The 19570-nt window shown below is 61.5% G+C and carries 24 protein-coding genes; 8 read left to right on the top strand and 16 right to left on the bottom strand.

Going from position 1 to position 19570, the window contains the following annotated elements; all coding sequences use genetic code 11:
* Positions 1-1068, top strand: coding sequence for a 3-deoxy-7-phosphoheptulonate synthase (locus SynA1562_RS12780; RefSeq protein WP_186494153.1), 1068 nt, complete (start codon positions 1-3; stop codon positions 1066-1068).
* A gap of 2 nt (positions 1069-1070) precedes the next feature.
* Here the strand turns inward: SynA1562_RS12780 and SynA1562_RS12775 are convergent, their stop codons facing one another.
* From SynA1562_RS12775 to SynA1562_RS12760, 4 genes are all read right to left on the bottom strand, one after another.
* Positions 1071-1721 (bottom strand): diacylglycerol/polyprenol kinase family protein, encoded by a 651-nt coding sequence (locus SynA1562_RS12775; protein ID WP_186494152.1) that lies wholly within the window; start codon positions 1719-1721, stop codon positions 1071-1073.
* Positions 1722-1726: 5 nt separating this feature from the next.
* A complete protein-coding gene (locus SynA1562_RS12770) occupies positions 1727-2713 on the bottom strand; it encodes an RpoD/SigA family RNA polymerase sigma factor (protein WP_186494151.1) in 987 nt (328 codons plus the stop codon).
* Positions 2714-2915: 202 nt separating this feature from the next.
* Positions 2916-5054: a polyphosphate kinase 1 gene (gene ppk1 / locus SynA1562_RS12765; protein WP_186494150.1), complete on the bottom strand. Its 2139-nt coding sequence runs from the start codon at positions 5052-5054 to the stop codon at positions 2916-2918.
* A gap of 45 nt (positions 5055-5099) precedes the next feature.
* Positions 5100-6389 (bottom strand): MFS transporter, encoded by a 1290-nt coding sequence (locus tag SynA1562_RS12760; RefSeq protein WP_186494149.1) that lies wholly within the window; start codon positions 6387-6389, stop codon positions 5100-5102.
* Between SynA1562_RS12760 and SynA1562_RS12755 the strand changes: the two genes are divergently transcribed.
* Positions 6388-6855 carry a GNAT family N-acetyltransferase gene (locus SynA1562_RS12755; RefSeq protein ID WP_186494148.1) on the top strand — a complete coding sequence of 156 codons (468 nt, stop codon included), beginning with the start codon at positions 6388-6390 and terminating at the stop codon, positions 6853-6855. The two genes, SynA1562_RS12760 and SynA1562_RS12755, sit on opposite strands and share 2 nt — an antisense overlap.
* Here SynA1562_RS12755 and SynA1562_RS12750 read toward each other — a convergent pair.
* Both SynA1562_RS12750 and SynA1562_RS12745 read right to left on the bottom strand, forming a co-directional pair.
* Positions 6816-7886, bottom strand: coding sequence for an anthranilate phosphoribosyltransferase family protein (locus SynA1562_RS12750; RefSeq protein ID WP_186494147.1), 1071 nt, complete (start codon positions 7884-7886; stop codon positions 6816-6818). The genes SynA1562_RS12755 and SynA1562_RS12750 overlap by 40 nt on opposite strands.
* Before the next feature lie 72 nt (positions 7887-7958).
* Positions 7959-8129, bottom strand: a complete 171-nt coding sequence (locus tag SynA1562_RS12745) for a cyanate hydratase (RefSeq protein WP_186494146.1) — start codon at positions 8127-8129, stop codon at positions 7959-7961.
* A 197-nt stretch (positions 8130-8326) separates the two neighbouring features.
* Between SynA1562_RS12745 and cynS the strand changes: the two genes are divergently transcribed.
* On the top strand, positions 8327-8761 hold the full coding sequence (gene cynS, locus SynA1562_RS12740) for a cyanase (protein WP_186494145.1): 435 nt from the start codon (positions 8327-8329) through the stop codon (positions 8759-8761).
* A 52-nt stretch (positions 8762-8813) separates the two neighbouring features.
* Here cynS and SynA1562_RS12735 read toward each other — a convergent pair whose 3' ends face one another.
* The 5 genes from SynA1562_RS12735 to SynA1562_RS12715 form a co-directional block, all read right to left on the bottom strand.
* Complete coding sequence (locus SynA1562_RS12735; protein WP_186495448.1) at positions 8814-9536, bottom strand: HEAT repeat domain-containing protein; 723 nt, start codon at positions 9534-9536, stop codon at positions 8814-8816.
* Positions 9537-9543: 7 nt separating this feature from the next.
* Positions 9544-10431: a formate/nitrite transporter family protein gene (locus SynA1562_RS12730; RefSeq protein ID WP_115081352.1), complete on the bottom strand. Its 888-nt coding sequence runs from the start codon at positions 10429-10431 to the stop codon at positions 9544-9546.
* 35 nt (positions 10432-10466) lie between these two features.
* The gene (locus SynA1562_RS12725) at positions 10467-10601 is read right to left on the bottom strand and encodes a hypothetical protein (protein WP_006851080.1); all 135 of its coding nucleotides are present in this window, start codon (positions 10599-10601) and stop codon (positions 10467-10469) included.
* Positions 10602-10671: 70 nt separating this feature from the next.
* The gene (locus SynA1562_RS12720; protein WP_186494144.1) at positions 10672-12213 is read right to left on the bottom strand and encodes a ferredoxin--nitrite reductase; all 1542 of its coding nucleotides are present in this window, start codon (positions 12211-12213) and stop codon (positions 10672-10674) included.
* A 257-nt stretch (positions 12214-12470) separates the two neighbouring features.
* Positions 12471-12776 carry a hypothetical protein gene (locus SynA1562_RS12715; protein WP_186495455.1) on the bottom strand — a complete coding sequence of 102 codons (306 nt, stop codon included), beginning with the start codon at positions 12774-12776 and terminating at the stop codon, positions 12471-12473.
* A gap of 42 nt (positions 12777-12818) precedes the next feature.
* On the opposite strand from SynA1562_RS12715, the gene SynA1562_RS12710 reads away from it, so the two are divergent.
* Complete coding sequence (locus SynA1562_RS12710; protein ID WP_255445672.1) at positions 12819-13466, top strand: DNA mismatch repair protein MutS; 648 nt, start codon at positions 12819-12821, stop codon at positions 13464-13466.
* Entirely contained in the window at positions 13463-14251 is a 789-nt protein-coding gene (cobA, locus tag SynA1562_RS12705) for a uroporphyrinogen-III C-methyltransferase (protein ID WP_006851537.1), read from the top strand. The genes SynA1562_RS12710 and cobA overlap by 4 nt, the downstream gene beginning before the upstream one ends.
* Positions 14252-14272: 21 nt before the next feature.
* Here the strand turns inward: cobA and moaB are convergent, their stop codons facing one another.
* Entirely contained in the window at positions 14273-14770 is a 498-nt protein-coding gene (gene moaB, locus SynA1562_RS12700) for a molybdenum cofactor biosynthesis protein B (RefSeq protein WP_186494142.1), read from the bottom strand.
* A gap of 45 nt (positions 14771-14815) precedes the next feature.
* On the opposite strand from moaB, the gene SynA1562_RS12695 reads away from it, so the two are divergent.
* Positions 14816-15052 (top strand): MoaD/ThiS family protein, encoded by a 237-nt coding sequence (locus tag SynA1562_RS12695; protein WP_186494141.1) that lies wholly within the window; start codon positions 14816-14818, stop codon positions 15050-15052.
* Between the two features lie 3 nt (positions 15053-15055).
* Positions 15056-15484 carry a molybdenum cofactor biosynthesis protein MoaE gene (locus SynA1562_RS12690; RefSeq protein WP_186494140.1) on the top strand — a complete coding sequence of 143 codons (429 nt, stop codon included), beginning with the start codon at positions 15056-15058 and terminating at the stop codon, positions 15482-15484.
* Here SynA1562_RS12690 and SynA1562_RS12685 read toward each other — a convergent pair.
* Positions 15448-16311, bottom strand: coding sequence for an NAD-dependent epimerase/dehydratase family protein (locus tag SynA1562_RS12685; protein ID WP_186494139.1), 864 nt, complete (start codon positions 16309-16311; stop codon positions 15448-15450). The genes SynA1562_RS12690 and SynA1562_RS12685 overlap by 37 nt on opposite strands.
* A gap of 59 nt (positions 16312-16370) precedes the next feature.
* Here SynA1562_RS12685 and SynA1562_RS12680 point away from each other — a divergent pair, with 59 nt between their 5' ends.
* Positions 16371-17168: a hypothetical protein gene (locus tag SynA1562_RS12680; RefSeq protein ID WP_186494138.1), complete on the top strand. Its 798-nt coding sequence runs from the start codon at positions 16371-16373 to the stop codon at positions 17166-17168.
* On the opposite strand, the gene SynA1562_RS12675 is transcribed toward SynA1562_RS12680, so the two are convergent.
* The 3 genes from SynA1562_RS12675 to SynA1562_RS12665 are packed head-to-tail and all read right to left on the bottom strand — an operon-like array spanning position 17165 to position 19570.
* A complete protein-coding gene (locus tag SynA1562_RS12675) occupies positions 17165-18415 on the bottom strand; it encodes a molybdopterin molybdotransferase MoeA (RefSeq protein WP_186494137.1) in 1251 nt (416 codons plus the stop codon). The two genes, SynA1562_RS12680 and SynA1562_RS12675, sit on opposite strands and share 4 nt — an antisense overlap.
* Positions 18399-18875: a cyclic pyranopterin monophosphate synthase MoaC gene (gene moaC / locus SynA1562_RS12670; RefSeq protein ID WP_186494136.1), complete on the bottom strand. Its 477-nt coding sequence runs from the start codon at positions 18873-18875 to the stop codon at positions 18399-18401. Before moaC ends, SynA1562_RS12675 begins: the two co-directional genes overlap by 17 nt.
* Entirely contained in the window at positions 18872-19570 is a 699-nt protein-coding gene (locus tag SynA1562_RS12665) for a carbonic anhydrase (protein ID WP_186494135.1), read from the bottom strand. Before SynA1562_RS12665 ends, moaC begins: the two co-directional genes overlap by 4 nt.

The raw sequence follows: 19570 nt of genomic DNA, 5'->3' as shown, positions 1-19570 counted from the left end.
ATGGCCACCACCTCCGATTTGCATGTGGTGGAGACACGTCCCCTGGTGGCCCCTGCTGTGTTGCATCAGGAGCTGCCCATGGACGTGGCGGCACTCGAGACCGTGGCGTCTGCCCGCCGGCGCATTCAAGACATCCTCAGTGGCCGTGATCAGCGTCTGCTGGTGGTGGTGGGTCCCTGCTCTGTTCACGACGTCAAAGCTGCCCGGGAGTATGCCCAGCGCCTGGCTCCGATCCGCGAGCGCTTGAAGGATCAGCTTGAGGTGGTGATGCGGGTGTATTTCGAGAAGCCGCGCACCACGGTTGGTTGGAAGGGACTGATCAACGACCCCCATCTCGATAACTCCTACGACATCAACACCGGTCTGCGGCGGGCCCGGGGACTGCTGTTGGATCTCGCCCGGGAGGGGATGCCTGCTGCAACGGAACTGCTCGATCCCGTTGTTCCGCAGTACATCGCTGATTTGATCAGCTGGACTGCGATCGGCGCCAGGACGACGGAAAGTCAGACCCACCGCGAAATGGCCTCAGGGCTGTCGATGCCGATCGGCTACAAGAACAGCACCAACGGCAGCGCCACCATCGCGATCAATGCCATGCAGGCAGCGGGGAAGCCGCATCACTTCCTCGGAATCAATCGCGATGGGCATGCTTCGATCGTCAGCACCACGGGCAACCCCTATGGCCACCTCGTGCTGCGGGGCGGCAGCCAGGGCAGCAATTACCACCTGGAGGCTGTGCAGGAGGCCGCAGCCGAGTTGAGCCAGGCTGGTCTGCAGGATCGACTGATGGTGGATTGCAGCCATGCCAACAGCAACAAAGATTTCCGTCGACAGGCGGAGGTGCTGGCCAGCGTTGCCGAGCAGTTGCGGGGGGGCTCCAACCACGTGATGGGCGTGATGATCGAGAGCCATCTGGTGGAAGGCAACCAGAAACTGACTGCCGACCTGACGCAGCTGACCTATGGCCAGAGCATCACGGATGCCTGCATCAGCCTTGAGACCACTGAAGCCTTGTTGGATGACTTGGCTAAGGCCGTTCCCACTCGCAAACAGACCGTCACCGCCTGAGGTCAGACCATCAGTTGACTCCACAGCACCCCAACGCTGAGGGGAACGCTGAGGTTGTCGAGACCGCCCCAGCTGAGCTGTTCCAGCCCGGTTGCCATGGCCACCATGCCAAGGGCTGCCGGCAGGGAAAGGTCAGCCCCCGACCATTGCGCCAGGCCGATCAGCACCAGGCCTGAGACAACCGCCATGGTCATCGTGCCGACGCTTGATTTGGTCTGACCAAACAGAACCCACTTCGAGGACTCGACGTTGCGGCCGATCAACCCTGCAAGGCCATCCCCCAGGGCCATCACCAGAACCCCGGCGGACACCGCATCGGCTCGGCCTGGCCAGAACAGCAAAAGCAGTGTTGTGATCGCGACGCCGTAGGCGATGGTGCCGTAGCTGTTGCGATCGACATCCTCAACGGCGGGGATGAAGCGCCATTGGTGGTTCAACGCCGTCACAACAGTGATCACCGCCGCGACAGGCAGGGCAACCACAAAAGGAATTTGAAAGAACCAGGCCAAAGGAACCACGGCTCCGGTTCCGATGTGCACAATTTTTCGGCTCAGTTCCCGTTGGTTCGGCCGAAGGCGACGACACAACACGGCGCATGCTGTCACCATCGCCATCCAGATCAGGATGGCGATGGGTCCGGTGAAGGAGAGCAAGTGGCTTAGGCGGCTTGTTGGTGGTTGGTCATGGCGCGCAGTTTGAGAATTGCTTTGGCCTCGAGCTGTCGAACGCGCTCACGGGACACATTGATCTGACGGCCGATCTCCGCAAGGGTCAAAGGCTCTTCACCGCCGAGACCGAACCGCAACTTCAGAATCTTCTGCTCGCGTTCGTTCAACTGCGACAGCCAGCCGCCCAGGTGTTCCTTCTGGATGCTGCGATCCATCCCTTCCATCGGTTCTTCACCGTTGGGATCAGGGATCAATTCGCCCAGGGTGCTGCGATCTTCTTCGCCACGGGCATGGGCATCCAGTGATGCGCAGGGTGCGCTCTGGGAGATCAGATCCTCCAGTTCCCGGGGCTCGATGCCCATGGCGCTCGCCAGTTCCAGCCGATTCGGTTGACGACCGAAACGGTGGGACAGCTCCCGGGAGATGCGACGCATCTTGGAGAGCTTTTCGCTGATGTGGATTGGCAGGCGAATGGTGCGGGCGCTGTTGTCGATGGCCCGCGTCATGCCTTGGCGAATCCACCAATAGGCATAGGTGGAAAATTTGTAGCCCATGGCGGGGTCAAACTTGTCGACTGCTCGCTCGAGGCCGATGGCTCCTTCCTGAACCAGATCGAGCAGCTCCAGGCCCTGGTTCTGGTACTTCTTCGCCACGCTCACCACGAGGCGGAGGTTGGCGGCCATCATCCTGTCGCGGGCCCGTTTGCCCATGCGGATCTTGTGGCGATGCCGGGAGGTCAGCTCCTCTTCCGGTAACTCCTGAAGTTGCTTCATCGCTTGCACATGGTGTGCAAGTTCGATCTCTTCAGCTGCCGTCAGCAAAGGAATGCGTCCGATGCTGCTCAGATAAAAACCAATGGAGTCGGTGGCAAGCCGCCCTCCTTGTCGAGTTGATAGTCGACGTCCGGTGGACGGCAACGCAGGTTCTTTCCGGGACGACTGTTTTGTCGTGCCGGAAGATTCCAGAGGGATCCCCATCACCCTGGTCTCCTGAATGAATTTGGGCTGAACTTAGCACCAGGCAACAGTGTTGACTGTTTCGAATCGAAAGAATTTCAGGAGCTGAATCTTTGGGCTTTAAAAGCAACTGATCTGGCTGTGATCGTGGCGGCTTCAAGTTTGTTTTTGAAGAATGTTGTATCGGATGTCACAGACGCAATCCCTTTGAAAACCAAAAGAATCACAAGGATTGGATGCCGTTGCTCCATTGCTTGATCAATTGAATCTGGGAATTGCGTTCCGAGGTGTCGTTTTCAGGTTTGCGCTGCACAAATGTGCCATCGCTCTGCATGTCCCAGGCAGCCTGGTTGTCATTCAAGTACAGCTGCAGCAGGCGTTCCAGTTTCTGGCGATGCTCGGGGTCTTCGATCGGTGTGACCGCTTCAATGCGGCGGTCGAGGTTGCGGCTCATCCAGTCGGCACTGCCGATGTACACCTCCGGTGAGCCGCCGTTGGCGAACGAAAAGATTCTCGAGTGTTCCAGGAAGGGGCCGATGATGCTGATCACCCGAATGTTTTCACTCAGTCCTTCACAACCGGGATAGAGGCTGCACATGCCGCGAATGATCAGTTCGATTGTCACTCCGGCTTGGGAGGCTTCATAAAGAAGCGCAATGATCGTTGGATCCACCAGGGAATTCATCTTGGCTCGGATCCCGGCCTCTCGGCCCTGCTGGGCATGTTCAATTTCGCGGCGGATTAACAGCTCCATCCCTTTCCGCAGGGTGACGGGGGCCACGAGCAGGCGACGAAAAGTTTGCTGCTTGGAAAAACCGGTGAGGTAATTGAACAGTTCCACCAGGTCTTGACCCAGTTCCTGGTTGGCGGTGAGAAGGCCCAAGTCGGTGTAGAGCTTGGAGGTTTTCGAGTTGTAGTTGCCCGTGCCGATGTGCACATAGCTCTGAAGCTTGTCCTTCTCCTTGCGCACCACCAGAACAATCTTGGTGTGGGTTTTCAGCCCCAGCACCCCGTAGACCACATGAACTCCGGACTGCTCCAGATGCCGGGCCCATTGGATGTTGTTGTCTTCGTCAAATCGTGCTTTCAATTCCACCAATGCCATCACCTGCTTGCCGTTTTCGGCGGCACGGATCAGTGCAGCAATGATCGGCGAGTCTTTGGAGGTGCGGTAGAGCGTCATCTTGATGCCCATCACCTGGGGATCGTCTGCCGCCTGGTTGATGAACTCTTCGACAGTTGTCGAGAAGAGGTCATAGGGATGGTGCAGAAGAATGTCCTGACGGCGAATCACTGAGAAGATCGATTTGAACTCATCCGGCTTGATCGCTCCCTCGTCCAGCAGGTGCTGCTGACTGCGGGCAAGCACTGCTGGTGTCTGGCCTCCGTGGCTTTGGCCCTTGAGTTTCGGCAGCGGTAGTGAAGTCAGGCTGAGCAGGTCGTCCAAGCCCAGGGGGCCATCGATCACATACACGTCTTCCTCTTCAACGCTGAGTCCTGTCATCAGCATTTCCACCACGTCCTGAGGCATCTCGTTAGGCACCTCGAGGCGCACCACCTCACCGCCCATGCGTCGCTTTCGCAGTCCCTGTTCCAGGGCCAGCATCAGGTCATCGGCTTCCAGATCCCTCAGCTCCAGATCCGCATCCCGCGTCACGCGGAAGAAGTAGTGCCCCTCGATCGTCATGCCAGGGAACAGCTCCTTCAGGTTGAAGGCGATCACCTGCTCGAGGGCGATGGCGGTGTGAACGGGTTTCTGCTCCTGGCCGCTCAGATTCGAGGGGATGGCGATGAAGCGAGGCAGATTTTTCTGGGGAACTTTGACCCGGGCAAATTGCCGTTGCCCTGTTTCCGGATCAACAACCACGGCCGCAACATTGAGGCTCAGGTTGCTGACGAAGGGAAACGGATGGGCCGGGTCTACCGCCAGGGGGGTGAGCACCGGAAATACCGAGGTCTGGAAGGTGTCGTCAACCCACTGGCGTTGGTCGTCGTTCAGCTGTTTGTAATCGAGCAGCTCAACCTTGTGTTCCAGCAGCTTCGGCCTCAGGTGCTGGCGGTAATGCATCTGTTGCTCTCGCAGCAGGGGAATCAGCCGTTCTCGGATCGTCAGCAGTTGCTCCAGGGGTGACTTTCCGTCCTCACTGGGCTTGCTGACGCCCGCCTCCACCTGAGACTTCAGTGACGCCACGCGAACCATGAAGAATTCGTCGAGGTTGTTGCTGAAGATGGCGCTGAACTTGGCTTGATCGAGCAGAGGTGTGCGTGGATCCAGGGCCTGGGCCAGCACCCTCTCGTTGAAGGCGATCCAGCTCAGCTCCCGGTTGATGTAGTGCTCCGGAGCTAAGGCTGCTGCGCACATGGGCTGAACGGCTCGGCGCTTGTGTTGTTAGCCGAAACGTAGCAATCAGGACTGGCTTGGTTGTGTGTCGGAGATGTCTGGCAGAGGGCTGCCGGCCACCAGGCCGATCACGATCACCAGCACGGTTGCCGCAGCTGCAAACGGGCTCACTGGACCCAGCAGGTCGTAGCTCAAGCCCGCCAGGGGGGGGCCGAGGAAACTGCCCAAACTCTGCAGGGCCTGAAGGCTGCCGAGGGCGCTGCCTTGCCCCTCCCGTCCCAGGCGCCGTGACACCAGGCTGCGCAGGCTTGGTGTGACCAAGCCGGTGCCTAAGGCGAGGATGCCGACGGCGGTGAAGATGACGCCGGCCCGATCGGATGCGCCGACGCTGGGGATCAGCAGGCATCCAATGATCACCAGACCCAGGCCCAACAAGGTCAGACGCCATTCACCAAACCGTTTCACCAGCGGCCCGATCAGCCCTCCCTGGACCACGGTGGCGACGACCCCCACCACAAGGAAAGCGGTGGTGGCGAGCTCAGGGCCCCAGCCGAAGCGTTGCTTGAAATAGAGCACCAGGATGGCGGTGAAGCCATTGAAGGCCAGGAAGAACAGGAAAAAAGCTCCGCACAGTCGCCCCACGCTGGGGTTCATCAGCACCTGGCTGAGCCGTGCAAACGGATTGAGGTCGCGTTTTCTGGGTAGGTTTTTGCGGGACTCCTGGGGATGGGTTTCCGGCAGCAGGTTGAGCACCACCAAGAGGTTGAGTGCAGCGAAGCCTGTGGCCACCCAAACGGGAAGGGACACGGCCACCCGGGCCAGTTGCCCGCCAACGAAGGGGCCGAGGATGAACCCCAAGCCAAAGGCCACGCCGATCAAGCCGAAGGCACGGGCTCGCTTGTCGGGAGGAGTGATGTCGGCGAGCACGGCGCTGGCTGTTGCCGCCGTACCGCCACTGATGCCGTCAATGATCCGTGCTGTGAACAGCAACAGCAGGGGCAGCAGGCTTTGGCTGGGCCAAGGCAGTGAAACCGTCACGGCAAAGAGGCCGAGTCCCACCACGGATCCCGCGACGCAGATGCTGATCACTGGGCGGCGGCCGTAGCGATCACTGAGCGCTCCGATCAAGGGCGTGACCAGGAACTGCGCCAGGGCATAGCTTCCCGCCAACAGACCCAGGGTTCGTCCGTCTGGGGCGAACTGGGCCAGGAGAAAGGGCAACAGCGGAAAAACAATGCTTTCGCTGAGCCGGTCGTTGAGCAGCGTGAGAAACGCGCTGAGCAGTGTGGGAATCCGAGGACGCTGCAAGCTTGCTGCCACGCAGGAGAGACTCACATTCCCACAGGCAGCTGCCATGGCTTTGCGTCCGATCGCTCCGGAGGATCAACCGCTGTTGCGGGAGATCTATGCCGATGCGATCGAATCGCAGGCTCCCCTCCTTTATTCAGATGAACAAGTCAGGGCTTGGGCGGCTCTGGCCTGGTTGCCCGGCGTGCTCGATGCGAGTTTTCGGGAGGGCTCGGGATGGCTGACCACTGATGGTTCAGCCTTTGCGATCCGCCATCCCGAAGATCGTCTCTCGCTGCTCTACTGCCGTGGTTGTGCCTCGAGGCGGGGCCATGGCAGTGCCCTTCTGAACCAGATTGAGGCGGATGCGCTGGCGTCCGGCGTTCGGCAACTGCGGACGGAGGCCAGTCAGTTCAGTCGACCGTTGCTAGAGCGACTTGGTTGGTGTGTGGAAGCGCCGGAGATGATCCTGATTGGAGGCGTTCCGTTCGAGCGCTATCGGATGCTCAAGCTGCTCCGCCAAGCGCAGAGTTGATCGAGCATGGCTTGGGCCTGACCCGTCTGCAGAACGGATGCTGCCCGTTGAATGCCCTGTTCCAGGGAATCACTGCAGCCGGAGAACCACAGATAGGCGCCGGCGTTCCAGCGCAGGGCATCGCAGAGAGGGCCTTTGTTCTGCAGGGCGTTGCGTGCTTGATCGGCCCAGGTGTTCTCGTCAGCCCATTCCACGTCGGCGTCGTGACAGCCATGGTCACGGGGGTGCAGGATCAACCGCTCCGCCTTGCCGTTTCCCACTCGGGCCGTGATGCAGGCTCTGCCGATGGGCAGGTCGGTTCCCCCTTCCAAGCCCTTCACGGTGAGAACATCGGTTTCGCCGGCTTCCTTCAGGGCTTCCCAGGCGCGGGCTTCTGTTGGTGGGTGGACAAAGCCACTCACAAGGAGGTGGTCGCCTTGGTGGGGTGTCCAGAGCAGTTCCAGGCTGGCAACCGGGGGACGCTTGCCCAGTTCCTCGCGATAGCCGATCAGGGTTTCCGCAATGGGGAAGTGATCCGGCTGGTGAATCAGGGCGAAGCCGTTCTGCTGGAACCCGTCGGCGACGGCGCTGATCGGCAGACCTGTGAGGTCGAGATCAAGAAGGCGGAACAGATCAACAGCGGTGACGCCGTATTTGATCGGCATCCGGTCACCGCCCTGCAGAACCACCGGCTGCCCACAGGCCAGCAGCACCAGCGCGGTGAGCGGGTAGATCGGCGCTGTGCGCGTGCGTCCGTCGTAGGGCATGCCGAAACACAACGGTGCTCGACTGCCAGCGGTGGATTGCAGCACCGGGCCATGGGCTCGGTAGGTGTCGAGCATGCCCGTGAGTTCCTGGGGTTCGGGTCGTCGGATGCGATGGGCAATCAGGAAGGCGCCGATCTGTGCGGGCGTCGCTTCGCCCTGCAGCATCAGCTCCATGGCATCAGCCGCTTCCTCGCGACTCATGCCTTTGCTGGTGTGTTCACCGCTTCCCACCTTGCGCAGGTGCTGCTTGAAGCGGTCGCGGCCGGAGAGAACTGCGCTCGTCAAAGGTCCAGCCTCAAGCTGAGGTCAGTCTTTAGGAGCGACTGACCCGCCAGGGGTAGCAATTGCTACGAAAGTTCAGGGGCTGCTCAGTCGGGATAACCCCTCGAAGCTGCCATGGCGTGGATGCTGCGGGTGGTGGCGTCCTTCTGCGTAATAGAGCCGCTCCAGCATCAGCTGGGGAGCAGTTGTTGGTGGCAGAAATTGCGCCTGAAGCAGGGTCGCCATTGTTTGGAAAAACTGACTCATTTCAAATTTCTTCTATAGACACAATTCCACTCGCAGCATGGGCCTGTTGGCTGTGCTTATTGCTTCAAAACAGGCTGTTGTTTTGTAGTTAATGCTTCATTGTTCAGTCAGCGTTTGCGCAACAGTTTCTCTGCTGCTGAGACGTTCCAACTTGGAACGCTGTTTTTGAAGCGGCCATAACAAATTTTCGTTCAATCATGACTGTTACTGCTGCCTTGATGGCTGCCAAGAAGGCCAAGGGCATGAGCTTTGCCGATCTGGAATCGGCTCTGGGCCTTGATGAGGTCTGGATTGCTTCCTTGTTCTATGGACAAGCCACTGCATCCAAGGAAGAGGCTGAAAAGCTGGCTGAGCTGCTCTCCCTTGACCCAGCCATCACCGCCGCTTTGCAGGAGTTCCCCACCAAGGGAAGCCTCGATCCGGTGATCCCCACTGATCCCTTGATCTACCGCTTCTACGAGATCATGCAGGTTTATGGCATGCCCCTGAAGGATGTGATCCAGGAGCATTTTGGTGACGGCATCATGAGCGCGATCGACTTCACGCTTGATGTGGACAAAGTGGAGGATCCCAAAGGTGATCGCGTCAAAATCACCATGTGCGGCAAGTTCCTGCCTTATAAAAAGTGGTGAACAACCAAGTGTCTTGATTGAAGACATCAAGCCCCGCTTTTGCGGGGTTTTTTTATTGGCGGAATTGTTGGCTCAGTTGGGTGCTGGCCATTTTCCGCCGAACGTCATCATTCAGCTCCTGGCTCAACTCCAGCAGGCAGCGCTGACTCGTAGGTGTGGCGATGCAACCGAGCGCGCGGAAGGCTGCCTCGGCAACAGGCAGGGAACCGTTGCCACAAAGCTCTGCCAGCTTTTCGCTGATCAACACGCCATCGCGGCGTTGCAGAACCCGAATGGCGGCCACAACGACTGGATCGCGAAAATCATTCAACACCTCTTGGCAGAACTGCAGCAGTTCACCGTCGTCCAGGCAGTGGGACCGGAAGCTGAGCAGTTGAAGACCGGCAATTCGGTGCAGTTGGCCCGGGTGATGCAGGCAATTCACCACCACCGATTCGGGAACTTCGGCCCCCCAGCAGGCGAGAGCCTGAACCACCATCAGGTTGGCGGCTTCATCGTCCGAGGTTTGCTCGAGTTGAGCCAACAACCAATCGCGGGCTTCGCTTTGGTGGCACAGCCCTGCCGCCATCACCAAATCGGGAAGAACCCCGTGGTGGGCGAGGAGGTCTTGGATCACGGGCCAGCCGCGTTCGGCCTGCATGCCCAGTTTTTCGCAGAGGGCTCGCCGCAGATCAACAGAAAGGCTGGGGGAGTAGACCTCCCCCAGCCAAGAGGGCTCCAAAGGAGCGCGTCGAGATCGGGCGAGCCGTTCCCAGAGAACGGCTTCGTCGTTCATGGATGGATCAGCGGGCACCCAGTTCAGCAGCGAGCTCACGCTCCAGCTTTTCATCGTGCTCGGTGGGCAGCACGTTCTCCATCGGAGTGCGATGGGTGCTGTAGAAGAGCATGCCGATGAACACCATGCCGCCCACGATGTTGCCGAGGGTGACAGGCAGGAAGTTCCAGAAGATCACCTTGGTGAAGGGGACGCCTGAACCGAGGATCGGGCCAGCGGTGTGCAGGAACTGGTTCACCACGATGTGCTCCATGCCCATCGATTGGAAGGCGGTGATCGGAAGCCAGCAGGCCAGGATCTTGCCGGGAACGCTCTTGCTCACCAGAGCCATGGTCACGCCCAGGCAAACCAACCAGTTGGCCACAAGTCCGCGTAGGAAGGCGAGGAAGAAGCCCATGCTTCCCAGGGCCTCGTACTTCTTCTCAACGTTGATTTGATTGAGGGCCATGATTTTCTGGGCCACGGCATCCCAGATCGGCGGGCCGACGTTGTCAGCAGCGCCATCCATGGTGCCGCTGGTGAGGCTGATGGCCATGATCACGGCCACAACGGCGGTGCCGATCCAGTTGCCGATCCACACCCAGACCCAGTTGCGGAAGGTGGCACCCCAAGTGCTCTTGCCGGCCCAAGTGGCCATCGGCAGCAGGGCAAAGTTGCCGGTCACCAGCTCCATGCCAAACAGCACGATGCTGGCGAAGCCGAAGGGGAACAGCAGCGAGCCCACGAAGGGGGCTTTGACGGTGATGCCCACGGTGAGGGCCAGGATCACCGCCAGGCCAAGGATGGCCCCGGAGTAAAAGCCACGGATCAGCAGGTTCTTCACGCTGACCGTTGATTTTTTGCCGCCGGCGGCAATCATGCCGTCGACAAGCTCATTGGGTAGGACGTAGTCCATCAGATGAGATTGAGAATTGGACGAAGGTTTTGATGTCAACCGCTGATGCGGTTCATCAGGCGGGAGAACAGATCAGGGCTGCCGCCCTGACGGTTGATGGCGGCTCCGTCGCGACCACTGGCGCTGAGCCAGTTGACGAAACGAGAGAACACGTCGTTGCGGTTGGCCATGACGGTGAGGGGGAGTGGTCGATGCGGGGAGCCGTGACTTCAAAAGGAAGCGTCACGGCCAAAGCAGCGATCAGGCCTTTGGGGTGGCCCCGAACTTTTCGATCAACACCTCTTTGAGAGCGATCTTGATCTCATCGGCCGGGATCGCCTTGCGGTGGATTTCGCCGATGCTCGGGTTGGCGCCTTGGGAACCACCGATGGTCATCGTGTAGCCCTCTCCCATGACGCCTTCACTGTTTTTGGCCTTGGTGCCGGTGAGGCCGATGGCACCCATGTAGGCCTGGCCGCAGGTGTTGGGGCAGCCGGTCCAGTGGATCTTCAGCTCTTCAGGAAGATTGAGCTCTTGGTCGAGTTCCTTGGCTGCTTCGAGCGCTTGGTCCTTGGTGTTGGTGAGGGCGAAACCGCAGTAGGTGTTGCCGGTGCAGGACACCGTTCCTGCGGAGATGTGACCGGGCTCCAGCGGGAAGCGTTGCACCAGGGCGTCTGCCTTCAGGGCGTCGAGCTTGTCGTTGGGAAGGCCAACGAGGATGACGTTTTGATCTTCGGTCAGACGCACCTCACCACTGCCGTAGTTGAGGCTTGCGGTTGCCAGATCCTGCAGATCCTGGGCGGTCAGGCGACCCACCGGAACGTGCAGTCCGGCGTAGGAGAGCCCTTCCTGTTTCTGAGGATGGAAGCCGTAGTGGGAGCGGGGCGTGGTGTTGAAAACAGAGCCCGGATCGGGGGTCAACGGACCGAAGAGTTCTTCCACCTGGCTGCGGAACACGTCGTGGCCCACTTGATCCAGGTAGAGGCGGAAGCGGCCTTTGGGGCGCTTGTCGCGCTCACCGTTGTCACGCCAGAGCCGGATCACGGCATCGGTCATCTTGCAGATTTCCTCTTGCTTCACCCAGGCATTGAGGGGAACGGCATAGGCGTTCATTTGCGATGACAGAACACCGCCGATCCAGACGCCAAATCCCATCACCCCATCCCGTTCCACTGGGTGGAAAACGATGTCGTTGTGGAGCAGGAAATTGTCCTTTGCACCGGCAACGGCGGTGTTCCACTTGCGGGGCAGGTTCGAATACTCCGGGTTGCCCTGGCAGTTGTTGGTGAGGAAGTTCTGCAGCTCGGTGGTGTAAGGCCGCGTGTCGACGATCTCGTTGGGATCAATGCCGGCGATGGGGTTGCCGGTGACGTTGCGGGGGTTGTCGAAGCCGGATTGGATCGTGCTGAGGCCGGCTTCCTTCAGCCGCTTGAGGATTTCAGGCAGGTCGCCCAGCAGCACACCGCGCAATTGCAGGTTCTGACGGGTGGTGATGTCGCAGCTGCCGTTTTCGCCGTAGCGCTCAACGATGGAACCAACCACCCGCAGCTGATCGGCCGTCAGCACGCCATTGGGCACCCGCAGGCGCAGCATGAATTTGCCTGGCGTTTTCGGACGCCAGAACATGCCATACCACTTCAAACGCAACTGAAGGTCGGTTTCATCCACCTGCTCCCAGCCAAGCTCGGCGAATTTTTCAATCTCGCTGCCGACCAACAGGCCATCTTTGGCCGCCTTGTTCTGCTCGATCTTGTTGAGCTTCTTGCCATCCAGGTAAGGCCTGGAGGGAGAGCTAATGGTCATAAGTCGAATAACGAGTGGGCGGATTGATTGCTCAAAGACGAGGTGCGAATCAATCGAGATGGCCCGAAGACCGGCAACGCTTCAAAACGAAGGGGAGCGTTGGGTTGACTGAATAAACACTGCGACGGCAACCCTGGTCCGTAACAAAGAAAACACTTTTGGTGTTGACCAATCCCAGGGGTTTGTTCTGCCTGATTTGTAATGCCGGCTACATCTGGTGGTTCCCGTGAGGCCGTAAAAGGCAGCCTGCTTTGGCCTCAGTATTGGCGTCCAATTTCGCCAACCATGCGCACCGCTCCGGCCCGGAGCATCTGCCAAACCCGCTTCATCGCAGCGAAGTCTTGGTCCAGTTCGGAGGGTCCGGTGGGGCGGTCGAAGCTTCGGTCGTACCGGTCATGCCGGTCGTAACGAGCCTCCCTGGGGTCGTATCCCCGGCTGTACCTCTCGTCCCGGACGTCGTGCCGGTCGTCTCGGAAGTCGTACCGCTCAATCCGTCCGTCCAGCGGCTCCCGGTAGGAGCGGCTGTCCAATGGGGCACGATCAAAACGACGGCGGGGCGCCATGACTCATCCAACATTCACAACAACCCGATGACATCAGCCGGCATGGTCATCGATCCGTGGCCATTGCTACGGAATGACGCTTCCGATGGGGGGCGGCAAGGGTTGCACCTGGTGGTGCATGGCCGCAGTGGCGGTGTTGTTCCTGAGTGTTTGGCCTCTCTGCCAGACCTTCTGGCTCAGCGGCGCTCGGCGCCCGTCCAGTTGGAGGTGTTGACGGCTGAACAACCCGTGTCGGCGCTTCCCCAATCCTCTTGGATCGTTCCGTTGCTGCTGCTGCCTGGGGCGCACGCCCGCACGGATGTGCCAGCGATTCGCAACAGGCTTCGTGGAGCCGGAGCCAGTGTGCGGTTGCTGCCCTTTCTGGGCTCGTGGATTACGTGGTGGGGCGCTGTTCTCTCAGCACTTCCGTCGTCTGAGCGCCGGGATGCCGTGCTGGTGCACCACCCTTTGCGCCCGGGTGTGGCGGATCGCTTCCTCGCGATGCTGGCGTCTCGCCTGGCTTTGCCCTTGGTTCCCTTTGATGCCTGGCCCGAGTTCCATCAGCGCCACCCCAGGGCCCGGCCACTGCCATTAACCCTCGCGCCAAACCGCATGACGGATGCGTTGAGCGAAGCTGGTGGATTGCCTCCTCTGCTGGAGCATCCCCCCACCCGCCAGGCCCTGATCGATCTGCTTGTTTCTCTGCCGTGACCACTGCTGAACAAACCGGAACCGTTTATCTGGTGGGAGCTGGCCCCGGCGATCCCGAGTTGCTCACGCTGAAGGCGCATCGGCTGCTGAGCCAGTGCGATGCCCTGGTGTACGACTCGCTGGTGCCCGAGGAAGTGCTGGATCTTGTGCCGGCAACCTGCGAACGCCGTTTTGTCGGCAAGCGTCGCGGACATCATTCGGTGCCTCAACCCAGCACCAATGCCGTGCTCGTGGAAATGGCCCAGAAGCACAGCACGGTGGTGCGCTTGAAGGGGGGTGATCCCTTCCTGTTTGGTCGTGGAGGGGAAGAAGCCGCTTACCTGGCGGAGCGAAACATTCCTGTTCAGGTGGTGCCTGGTGTCACCGCTGGCATTGCCGCCCCGGCCTACGCCGGAATTCCCGTCACCCACCGGCGGGCGGGGTCATCGGTGACCTTCGTCACCGGTCACGAGGAAATCGACAAGCGCCGTCCTTCCGTGGATTGGCGTGCCCTGGCTGCGGCCAGTGACGGATTGGTGATCTACATGGGGCTGCACAACCTGCCTCGGATCGCAGAGGAGCTGATGGCGGGTGGTTTGGCCGCGACAACCCCCGTAGCGGTGATCCAGCAGGGCACGGTGGCGGGGCAACGCTGCCTCAAAGCCACGCTGGTAGACGTTGCCGATCAATGCCGAGCCGAAGCCTTCAAGTCACCCTCGATCGTTGTGGTGGGTGAGGTGATTGATCAGCAGGTTGAAGCCTGCATGCCCACACCGGCAGCGGTCACGATGCCGATTCCGTTCTGAACTGCTCCGCTCGATTCCGCTCTATTCCTTCAACCGAGTCCTGAGCTGGGCCAGGTTGCACGGTCGGGTGTTGGCATCGAGTTGAGCCCGGATGAGCCGGTTCCAAGCGGTGGTCACCGCATCCAGAGATCCCGGAAGTACAAACACGAATGTGCCGTTGGCCACGCCGGCAAGGCAGCGGCTTTGCAGGGTGCTGGTGCCAATGCTCTCGAAGGAGAGCACACGGAACAGTTCACCGAATCCTTCGATTGTTTTGTCCAGCAGCGGTGCCACCGCTTCGGGGGTTCCATCGCGGCCGGTGAGCCCGGTGCCGCCGCTGGTGATCACCACATCAACCGCAGGATTGGCGATCCAGCGGCTCAGTTCACGGCGGATTTGATAGCGATCATCTGGGCAGAGTTGTCGCTCCTGAAGGCGATGCCCCGCGTCTTCAAGGCTGCGCTGCAGTTGATCTCCGCTGCTGTCGTCCGCCAGGGTGCGTGTGTCGGAGATGGTGAGCAGGGCGATGGACAGGCCCATGGCGCAGCGGCGGAGCCCTCGGACGCTAGAACCGCTCCAGCTGCCATGGACGTGGTGCTGAAGGTGCTGCTGTTCGCTTCCCTGCGAGAACGTGCCGGTTGGGCCGAGCGTTCCCTTCCCTTCACACCAGGTGTCTCGACGGCTCGTGAGGTCTGGAATCAGTTGGATCTTGGTCCGCTGGAGGGCATCAGCATTGCGGTGAACCAGGAGTTGGTCGGTGTCGATGAGCCATTGCAGGCCGGTGATGAGCTGGCCTTTCTTCCACCGTTCACGGGGGGTTGAAGCGTGACCGATTGCCGTGTGAAGGTGTGCCTGGATCCCTTTGATCCTTGGCAGCAACTGGCGCTTTGGAGCGGGGATGCCGCGGCCGCTGCGATCTTCATTGGTCGGGTGCGTCCCACCACTATGGATGGCCGGCCTTTGGAGGCACTGGAGCTGGAGCACTTTCCCGGCCTTTGCGAACGTCAGATCACGGCAATGGCGCTGCGTCTGCAGCAGGAGCACCGGGCGGGGTCGATTTTGGTGCTGCATCGGGTGGGCAAGCTCGCCCCCGGTGAGCCGATCGTGCTGGTTGCGGTGCAGGCCGATCGCCGTGGGGCGGCTCAGCGCTGCTCGGCCGCTTTGTTGGAGCAACTCAAGCACCAGGCCCCGTTCTGGAAGCGGGAGTGGTGCGCGGGTCAGGGCACCTGGCTGGCGGCCAACACGCCGCTCTGATCAAGGCGCGGGTGCTGCAGCTGGTAGCCCAGCTGTTTAAGCCGGCTGTTGCGAATCCGTCGGCCCCCTGAACCCGGTTCGTCCTGCCCAACCCAGCGCACGGGGGCCAGGCCCTGGCGCTGCAGGCTGCGGCCCACCAGATCCCGCAGCCGAATCGGCTCGTCGTTGACCACATTCACCAGTCCGGCCCATTCAGCATCGAGAGCGGCTTCAAGGGCACCGGCGGCATCCGCCACATGCAGCCAGTTGCTGTAAGTCGCTCCGCTGCCAGGGCGTTCCAGTCCGGCGAGCCCGCGCAGGCGTCGATCGAGATCGCGGCCAGGGCCATAGAGCGCCCCGAGGCGCAGGATGCACACCCGTCTGTCGCTGATGCCGCTGAGCAGTTGTTCGCTTTCCAGCAGAACACCGCTGTGGCCGCTGCCTGGTGTGGGCGGTGTTTGCTCATCCACCCAGTCCCCCTCGGCATCGCTGTACACCGAGCAACTGCCCGTGTAGACGATCTGCCGCAGTTCCGGCAGTTGTTGCAACAGCGACGTCAAGCAGCGGAAGCTGTCGACGAAGGTGTGGCGGTAGCCGTTCGCATCCACCTGGCGATCTCCCTTTGGTCCGAGGCAGAACACGGCATTGCTGCTTTTCCGCAGAGCCTCCCGCAATTGTGCGGGGTCTGTGGCGTCGCACAGTTCCACCCGATCGGCGAGGGGGCTGAGTTGCTCCAGCCGTTCGCTGCTGGTGGTGGTCAGCGTCAGCTTCAGCTGGGGGCGTTTTGGTTGCAGCCGCTCCGCCAGAGCGAGCCCCACATAGCCGCAGCCAACGATCGTCAGGTCCATGTCGGGGATGGCTGTTGGGGCGACCCTAAGGAGACCGACCGTTCCATGTCGTCACGGACATGACCGATCAATGGACCCTCAACCGCCGCAATTTCGCCGGCCACTGGCAGGGCTGCGGCCATTGGTTTGAGCGGGACGCAAGCGGTCGGCTGGATCTGCAGCATCCGACCCGTCGGATCGACCCCACCACCTACGCGATTTCCTTTTCCGATGACGACCACGGGGTGTGGGATGGATCGGGTCTGGCCTTTGCCCCCGGGGGCCAGGCCACTGATCCCATCAGTCGAGCCACCTACAACTCCGGTGGAGGTTGCTGGCAGTTTCCCGGGGCGGGCGGTCAGTCCAGCCGGGGGTTTGATCCCGATCGCCCCCGCTTCGGCCATGAGATCAACCTGTTCTGCGGTCGTTCCCGCTCGATGCTGGTGCTGCTCTGGGAACCGCTTGACGGCGGCTGGCGTTTGCAGCGTGTTGGGGCGGTGGGTTTCCGTTGCTTGAACAGCACCGATCCCGAACCCGACCGTCCCGCATGCGGGACACCCGAGGCCCTGCTGGCGCCGGTGCAGGGATGGAGTGGCGAGCGGCAGATGCTCAGACCGCAGGCGGGGGTGAACGGCCAGGCGGAGGACGCCACTCCGCTGGTGTTCGATCCAAGCCAGCTGTTGCACAACGACTGCTCAGCTGTGATGCCCGACGGCTTGGTGTTCTCGGTGCCCAGTGAGCTCCCCAGGGAGCCCTTCAGCCTCGAGATCGGTGGCCGTCTCGGCGCTGCCCTGTTTCAGCAGATCAGCATCCATTTCGATGGATCGGGCCAGCTCAAGGCCTGGGAGCGCCGCTGCTTTCAGCCTGATCCGGCTTAGAAAATCCGCTGACGAATCAGCTGGGCCCAGAGACGGGTGCCGCTTTCGAGCGGGCCGGCTTCCGCTGGCAGTTCCAGCAGCAGATCGGCCTGTTGCAGGGAACCGATCCGGGACGAGGCCTGCGAGCCATCCACCCGTGCCAGCAGCGTTCCTGCGGCGTTGGTGTCGAGGCGGGCCCGAGCCAATTCCGGCCGTCCCGGTCGGCGGGACAACGGGTCGGCGAGTTCCACCATCACCCGGGGGAACAGCTCCGGTTCGCTTTGGCCCTCCAGAACCTGCAGGGCAGGCCAGAGCAGTTGCAGGGCGGTGACCGCCGCCGCCACGGGATTGCCCGGCAGTCCGAAAAACGGCACGCCCTCACCGATGCTGCCGAAGGCAAAGGGGCGCCCCGGGCGTAGGAACAGTTTCCAGAAGTCCACAGCGCCCAGCTCCGCCACCAGGGGGCGGATCCAATCGGTGTCGCCGGCGGAGACGCCACCGGTGCTCACCACCACGTCGCAGTCCTGGGCCAGATCCAGCAGGGCCTGGCGTAGGGCGTCGGGGTGATCTGCCACCACCCGTCGCTGGGTCACCGATTGCCCGAGGGCCCGGAACATTGTCTCCAGAAGCGTGCCGTTGCTCTCCCAGATGGCACCGGGTTGCCGCGCTGTTCCAGGTGGCAGCAGCTCGTCCCCGCTGATCAGCAGCCCGATGCGGGGTTGCTGAGCAATGGTTAGGGCGGCGATGCCGCAGCTGGCAAGGCGTGCGAGATCGGCGGCACCGAGGCGCTGTCCAGCGGCCAGCAGCAGGTCTCCCGGTCGGCATTCCTCATCCTCGGGGCGAATCCAGGGACGATCCGACGCCTCTTTCACCAGCTGGAGGCTGGTGCCGTCCACGCTGATCAGCTCCTGGGGCAGTACCCAGCCGGCACCGTCCGGCAGTGGAGCGCCGGTGAGGATGCGGATCGCATCGCCGGTGGCCAGGTTTCCGTTGAAGGGCTGGCCGGCAGCGGAGCGTCCCTTCAGCTGCCAGGTGTCCCCAGGTTCGGGCTGGTGGCTCTGCCCCAAGGCGTAGCCGTCCATGATCGAGGCCCGAAACCCCGGTACGGCAGCGCTGGCCAGCACATCCGCAGCGCTCACCCGGCAGAGGGCCTGCTGCAGCGGCACTGTGTTGCTTGCTGTGATCGGCTGAAGCGTTGCAAGAACCCGTCGACGTGCCTCTTCGAGGGGTAGCCCTTCGCGTCCGTAGGGCTCAGCGTTTCCAGACACCGTTCCGCCCTCCTTCTTTGAACTCCAGCTGGATCGCCTCGATCCTCATGGCTGGATCAACCGCCTTGAGCATGTCGTAGAGGGTCAGCAGCCCCACGGACACGGCCGTCATCGCTTCCATTTCCACCCCGGTCTGGCCTGTGGTGCGGCAACGGCAGTGGAGCACCAGGCCAGGCAGGGAGGCGTCGGCGTCGATCGACACATCCATGCCACTGAGTGGCAGCGGATGGCAAAGGGGAATCAGCTCCCAGGTGCGTTTGGCGGCCTGGATCGCTGCCACCCGGGCGACCGCCAGCAGATCTCCTTTCGGTGTCTCGCCTCGCTGGATCAGGCTGAGGGTTGAGGCGTCCATGCGAATGGCGCCACGGGCATGGGCTTCGCGGTGGGTGGCCGGACGGTCCCCCACGTCCACCATGTGAACCTCGCCTTGCTGGTTCAGATGACTCAGGTCTTGCGTCATTCGATCAAGCTGACAACACCGCTGTTGAGTTGGAAACAACCCACCACCAGTTTCAGCGCACCACTGGCTTTGGCCTCAGCCAGAACGGCGCTGCGTTGAATCAAGGTGGAGGCGCTGGCGAGGGCGTTGCGCCTCACGGCGTCCTCGAGATCGCTGCTGCCGTTGATGTTCTCCCGGATGGGTTGGATCAGCCGCTCCAGGGAGGGGGTCAGCGGGTTGGCGTCCATCGCCGCCGTAACGGCTCCGCAGCCGCTGTGTCCCATCACCATCAGCAGCGGCGTCTTGAGAACGCTGACGCCGTACTCAATGGAGGCAATGGCTTCGGTGAATGCGGCGTTGCCGGCGTTGCGGATCACGAACAGCTCTCCAGGGGTGGTGTTGAACACCCAGTTCGGCGAAACCCGTGAATCAGAGCAGGTGAGCACGGTGGCCCAGGGATGTTGGCTGGTGGCCAACGCCCTGGGGGAGTTGAAGCAGCGCGGGTCGGAATCCGCCGTTCGGGGCGTCGTTCCGTTGTTTTGCTCGGCCAGGCGCCAGGCCTCGGCAAACCGGCGGTTCCCCGACATCAGGGCCTCGAGTGGATCATTCGGGATGCAGAACCCCTCCTCTGCTGCCTCAACGGGGCGCGCTTGCATCAGGGCGGCCAAGGCCAGGCCGCCCGTTCGCTGGAGGAAGTGACGGCGCTGGATCCCCAT

This window comes from Synechococcus sp. A15-62 (genome assembly GCF_014280075.1).
In the GTDB taxonomy this organism is placed as follows: domain Bacteria; phylum Cyanobacteriota; class Cyanobacteriia; order PCC-6307; family Cyanobiaceae; genus Parasynechococcus.
The sequence above is the reverse complement of the archived record's forward strand: the minus strand, read 5'-3'. Positions and strand labels throughout refer to the sequence as shown.

Bases quoted from the DNA above. Each gene is read 5' to 3' on its own strand.
- SynA1562_RS12780 (WP_186494153.1), top strand. From the start codon at position 1: ATGGCCACCACCTCCGATTTGCATGTGGTGGAGACACGTCCCCTGGTG.
- SynA1562_RS12770 (WP_186494151.1), bottom strand. From the start codon at position 2,713: ATGGGGATCCCTCTGGAATCTTCCGGCACGACAAAACAGTCGTCCCGG.
- ppk1 (WP_186494150.1), bottom strand. From the start codon at position 5,054: ATGTGCGCAGCAGCCTTAGCTCCGGAGCACTACATCAACCGGGAGCTG.
- SynA1562_RS12755 (WP_186494148.1), top strand. From the start codon at position 6,388: ATGGCTTTGCGTCCGATCGCTCCGGAGGATCAACCGCTGTTGCGGGAG.
- SynA1562_RS12760 (WP_186494149.1), bottom strand. From the start codon at position 6,389: ATGGCAGCTGCCTGTGGGAATGTGAGTCTCTCCTGCGTGGCAGCAAGC.
- SynA1562_RS12745 (WP_186494146.1), bottom strand. From the start codon at position 8,129: ATGAGTCAGTTTTTCCAAACAATGGCGACCCTGCTTCAGGCGCAATTT.
- cynS (WP_186494145.1), top strand. From the start codon at position 8,327: ATGACTGTTACTGCTGCCTTGATGGCTGCCAAGAAGGCCAAGGGCATG.
- SynA1562_RS12735 (WP_186495448.1), bottom strand. From the start codon at position 9,536: ATGAACGACGAAGCCGTTCTCTGGGAACGGCTCGCCCGATCTCGACGC.
- SynA1562_RS12730 (WP_115081352.1), bottom strand. From the start codon at position 10,431: ATGGACTACGTCCTACCCAATGAGCTTGTCGACGGCATGATTGCCGCC.
- SynA1562_RS12725 (WP_006851080.1), bottom strand. From the start codon at position 10,601: ATGGCCAACCGCAACGACGTGTTCTCTCGTTTCGTCAACTGGCTCAGC.
- SynA1562_RS12720 (WP_186494144.1), bottom strand. From the start codon at position 12,213: ATGACCATTAGCTCTCCCTCCAGGCCTTACCTGGATGGCAAGAAGCTC.
- SynA1562_RS12715 (WP_186495455.1), bottom strand. From the start codon at position 12,776: ATGGCGCCCCGCCGTCGTTTTGATCGTGCCCCATTGGACAGCCGCTCC.
- SynA1562_RS12710 (WP_255445672.1), top strand. From the start codon at position 12,819: ATGGTCATCGATCCGTGGCCATTGCTACGGAATGACGCTTCCGATGGG.
- moaB (WP_186494142.1), bottom strand. From the start codon at position 14,770: ATGGGCCTGTCCATCGCCCTGCTCACCATCTCCGACACACGCACCCTG.
- SynA1562_RS12695 (WP_186494141.1), top strand. From the start codon at position 14,816: ATGGACGTGGTGCTGAAGGTGCTGCTGTTCGCTTCCCTGCGAGAACGT.
- SynA1562_RS12685 (WP_186494139.1), bottom strand. From the start codon at position 16,311: ATGGACCTGACGATCGTTGGCTGCGGCTATGTGGGGCTCGCTCTGGCG.
- SynA1562_RS12680 (WP_186494138.1), top strand. From the start codon at position 16,371: ATGACCGATCAATGGACCCTCAACCGCCGCAATTTCGCCGGCCACTGG.
- moaC (WP_186494136.1), bottom strand. From the start codon at position 18,875: ATGACGCAAGACCTGAGTCATCTGAACCAGCAAGGCGAGGTTCACATG.
- SynA1562_RS12665 (WP_186494135.1), bottom strand. From the start codon at position 19,570: ATGGGGATCCAGCGCCGTCACTTCCTCCAGCGAACGGGCGGCCTGGCC.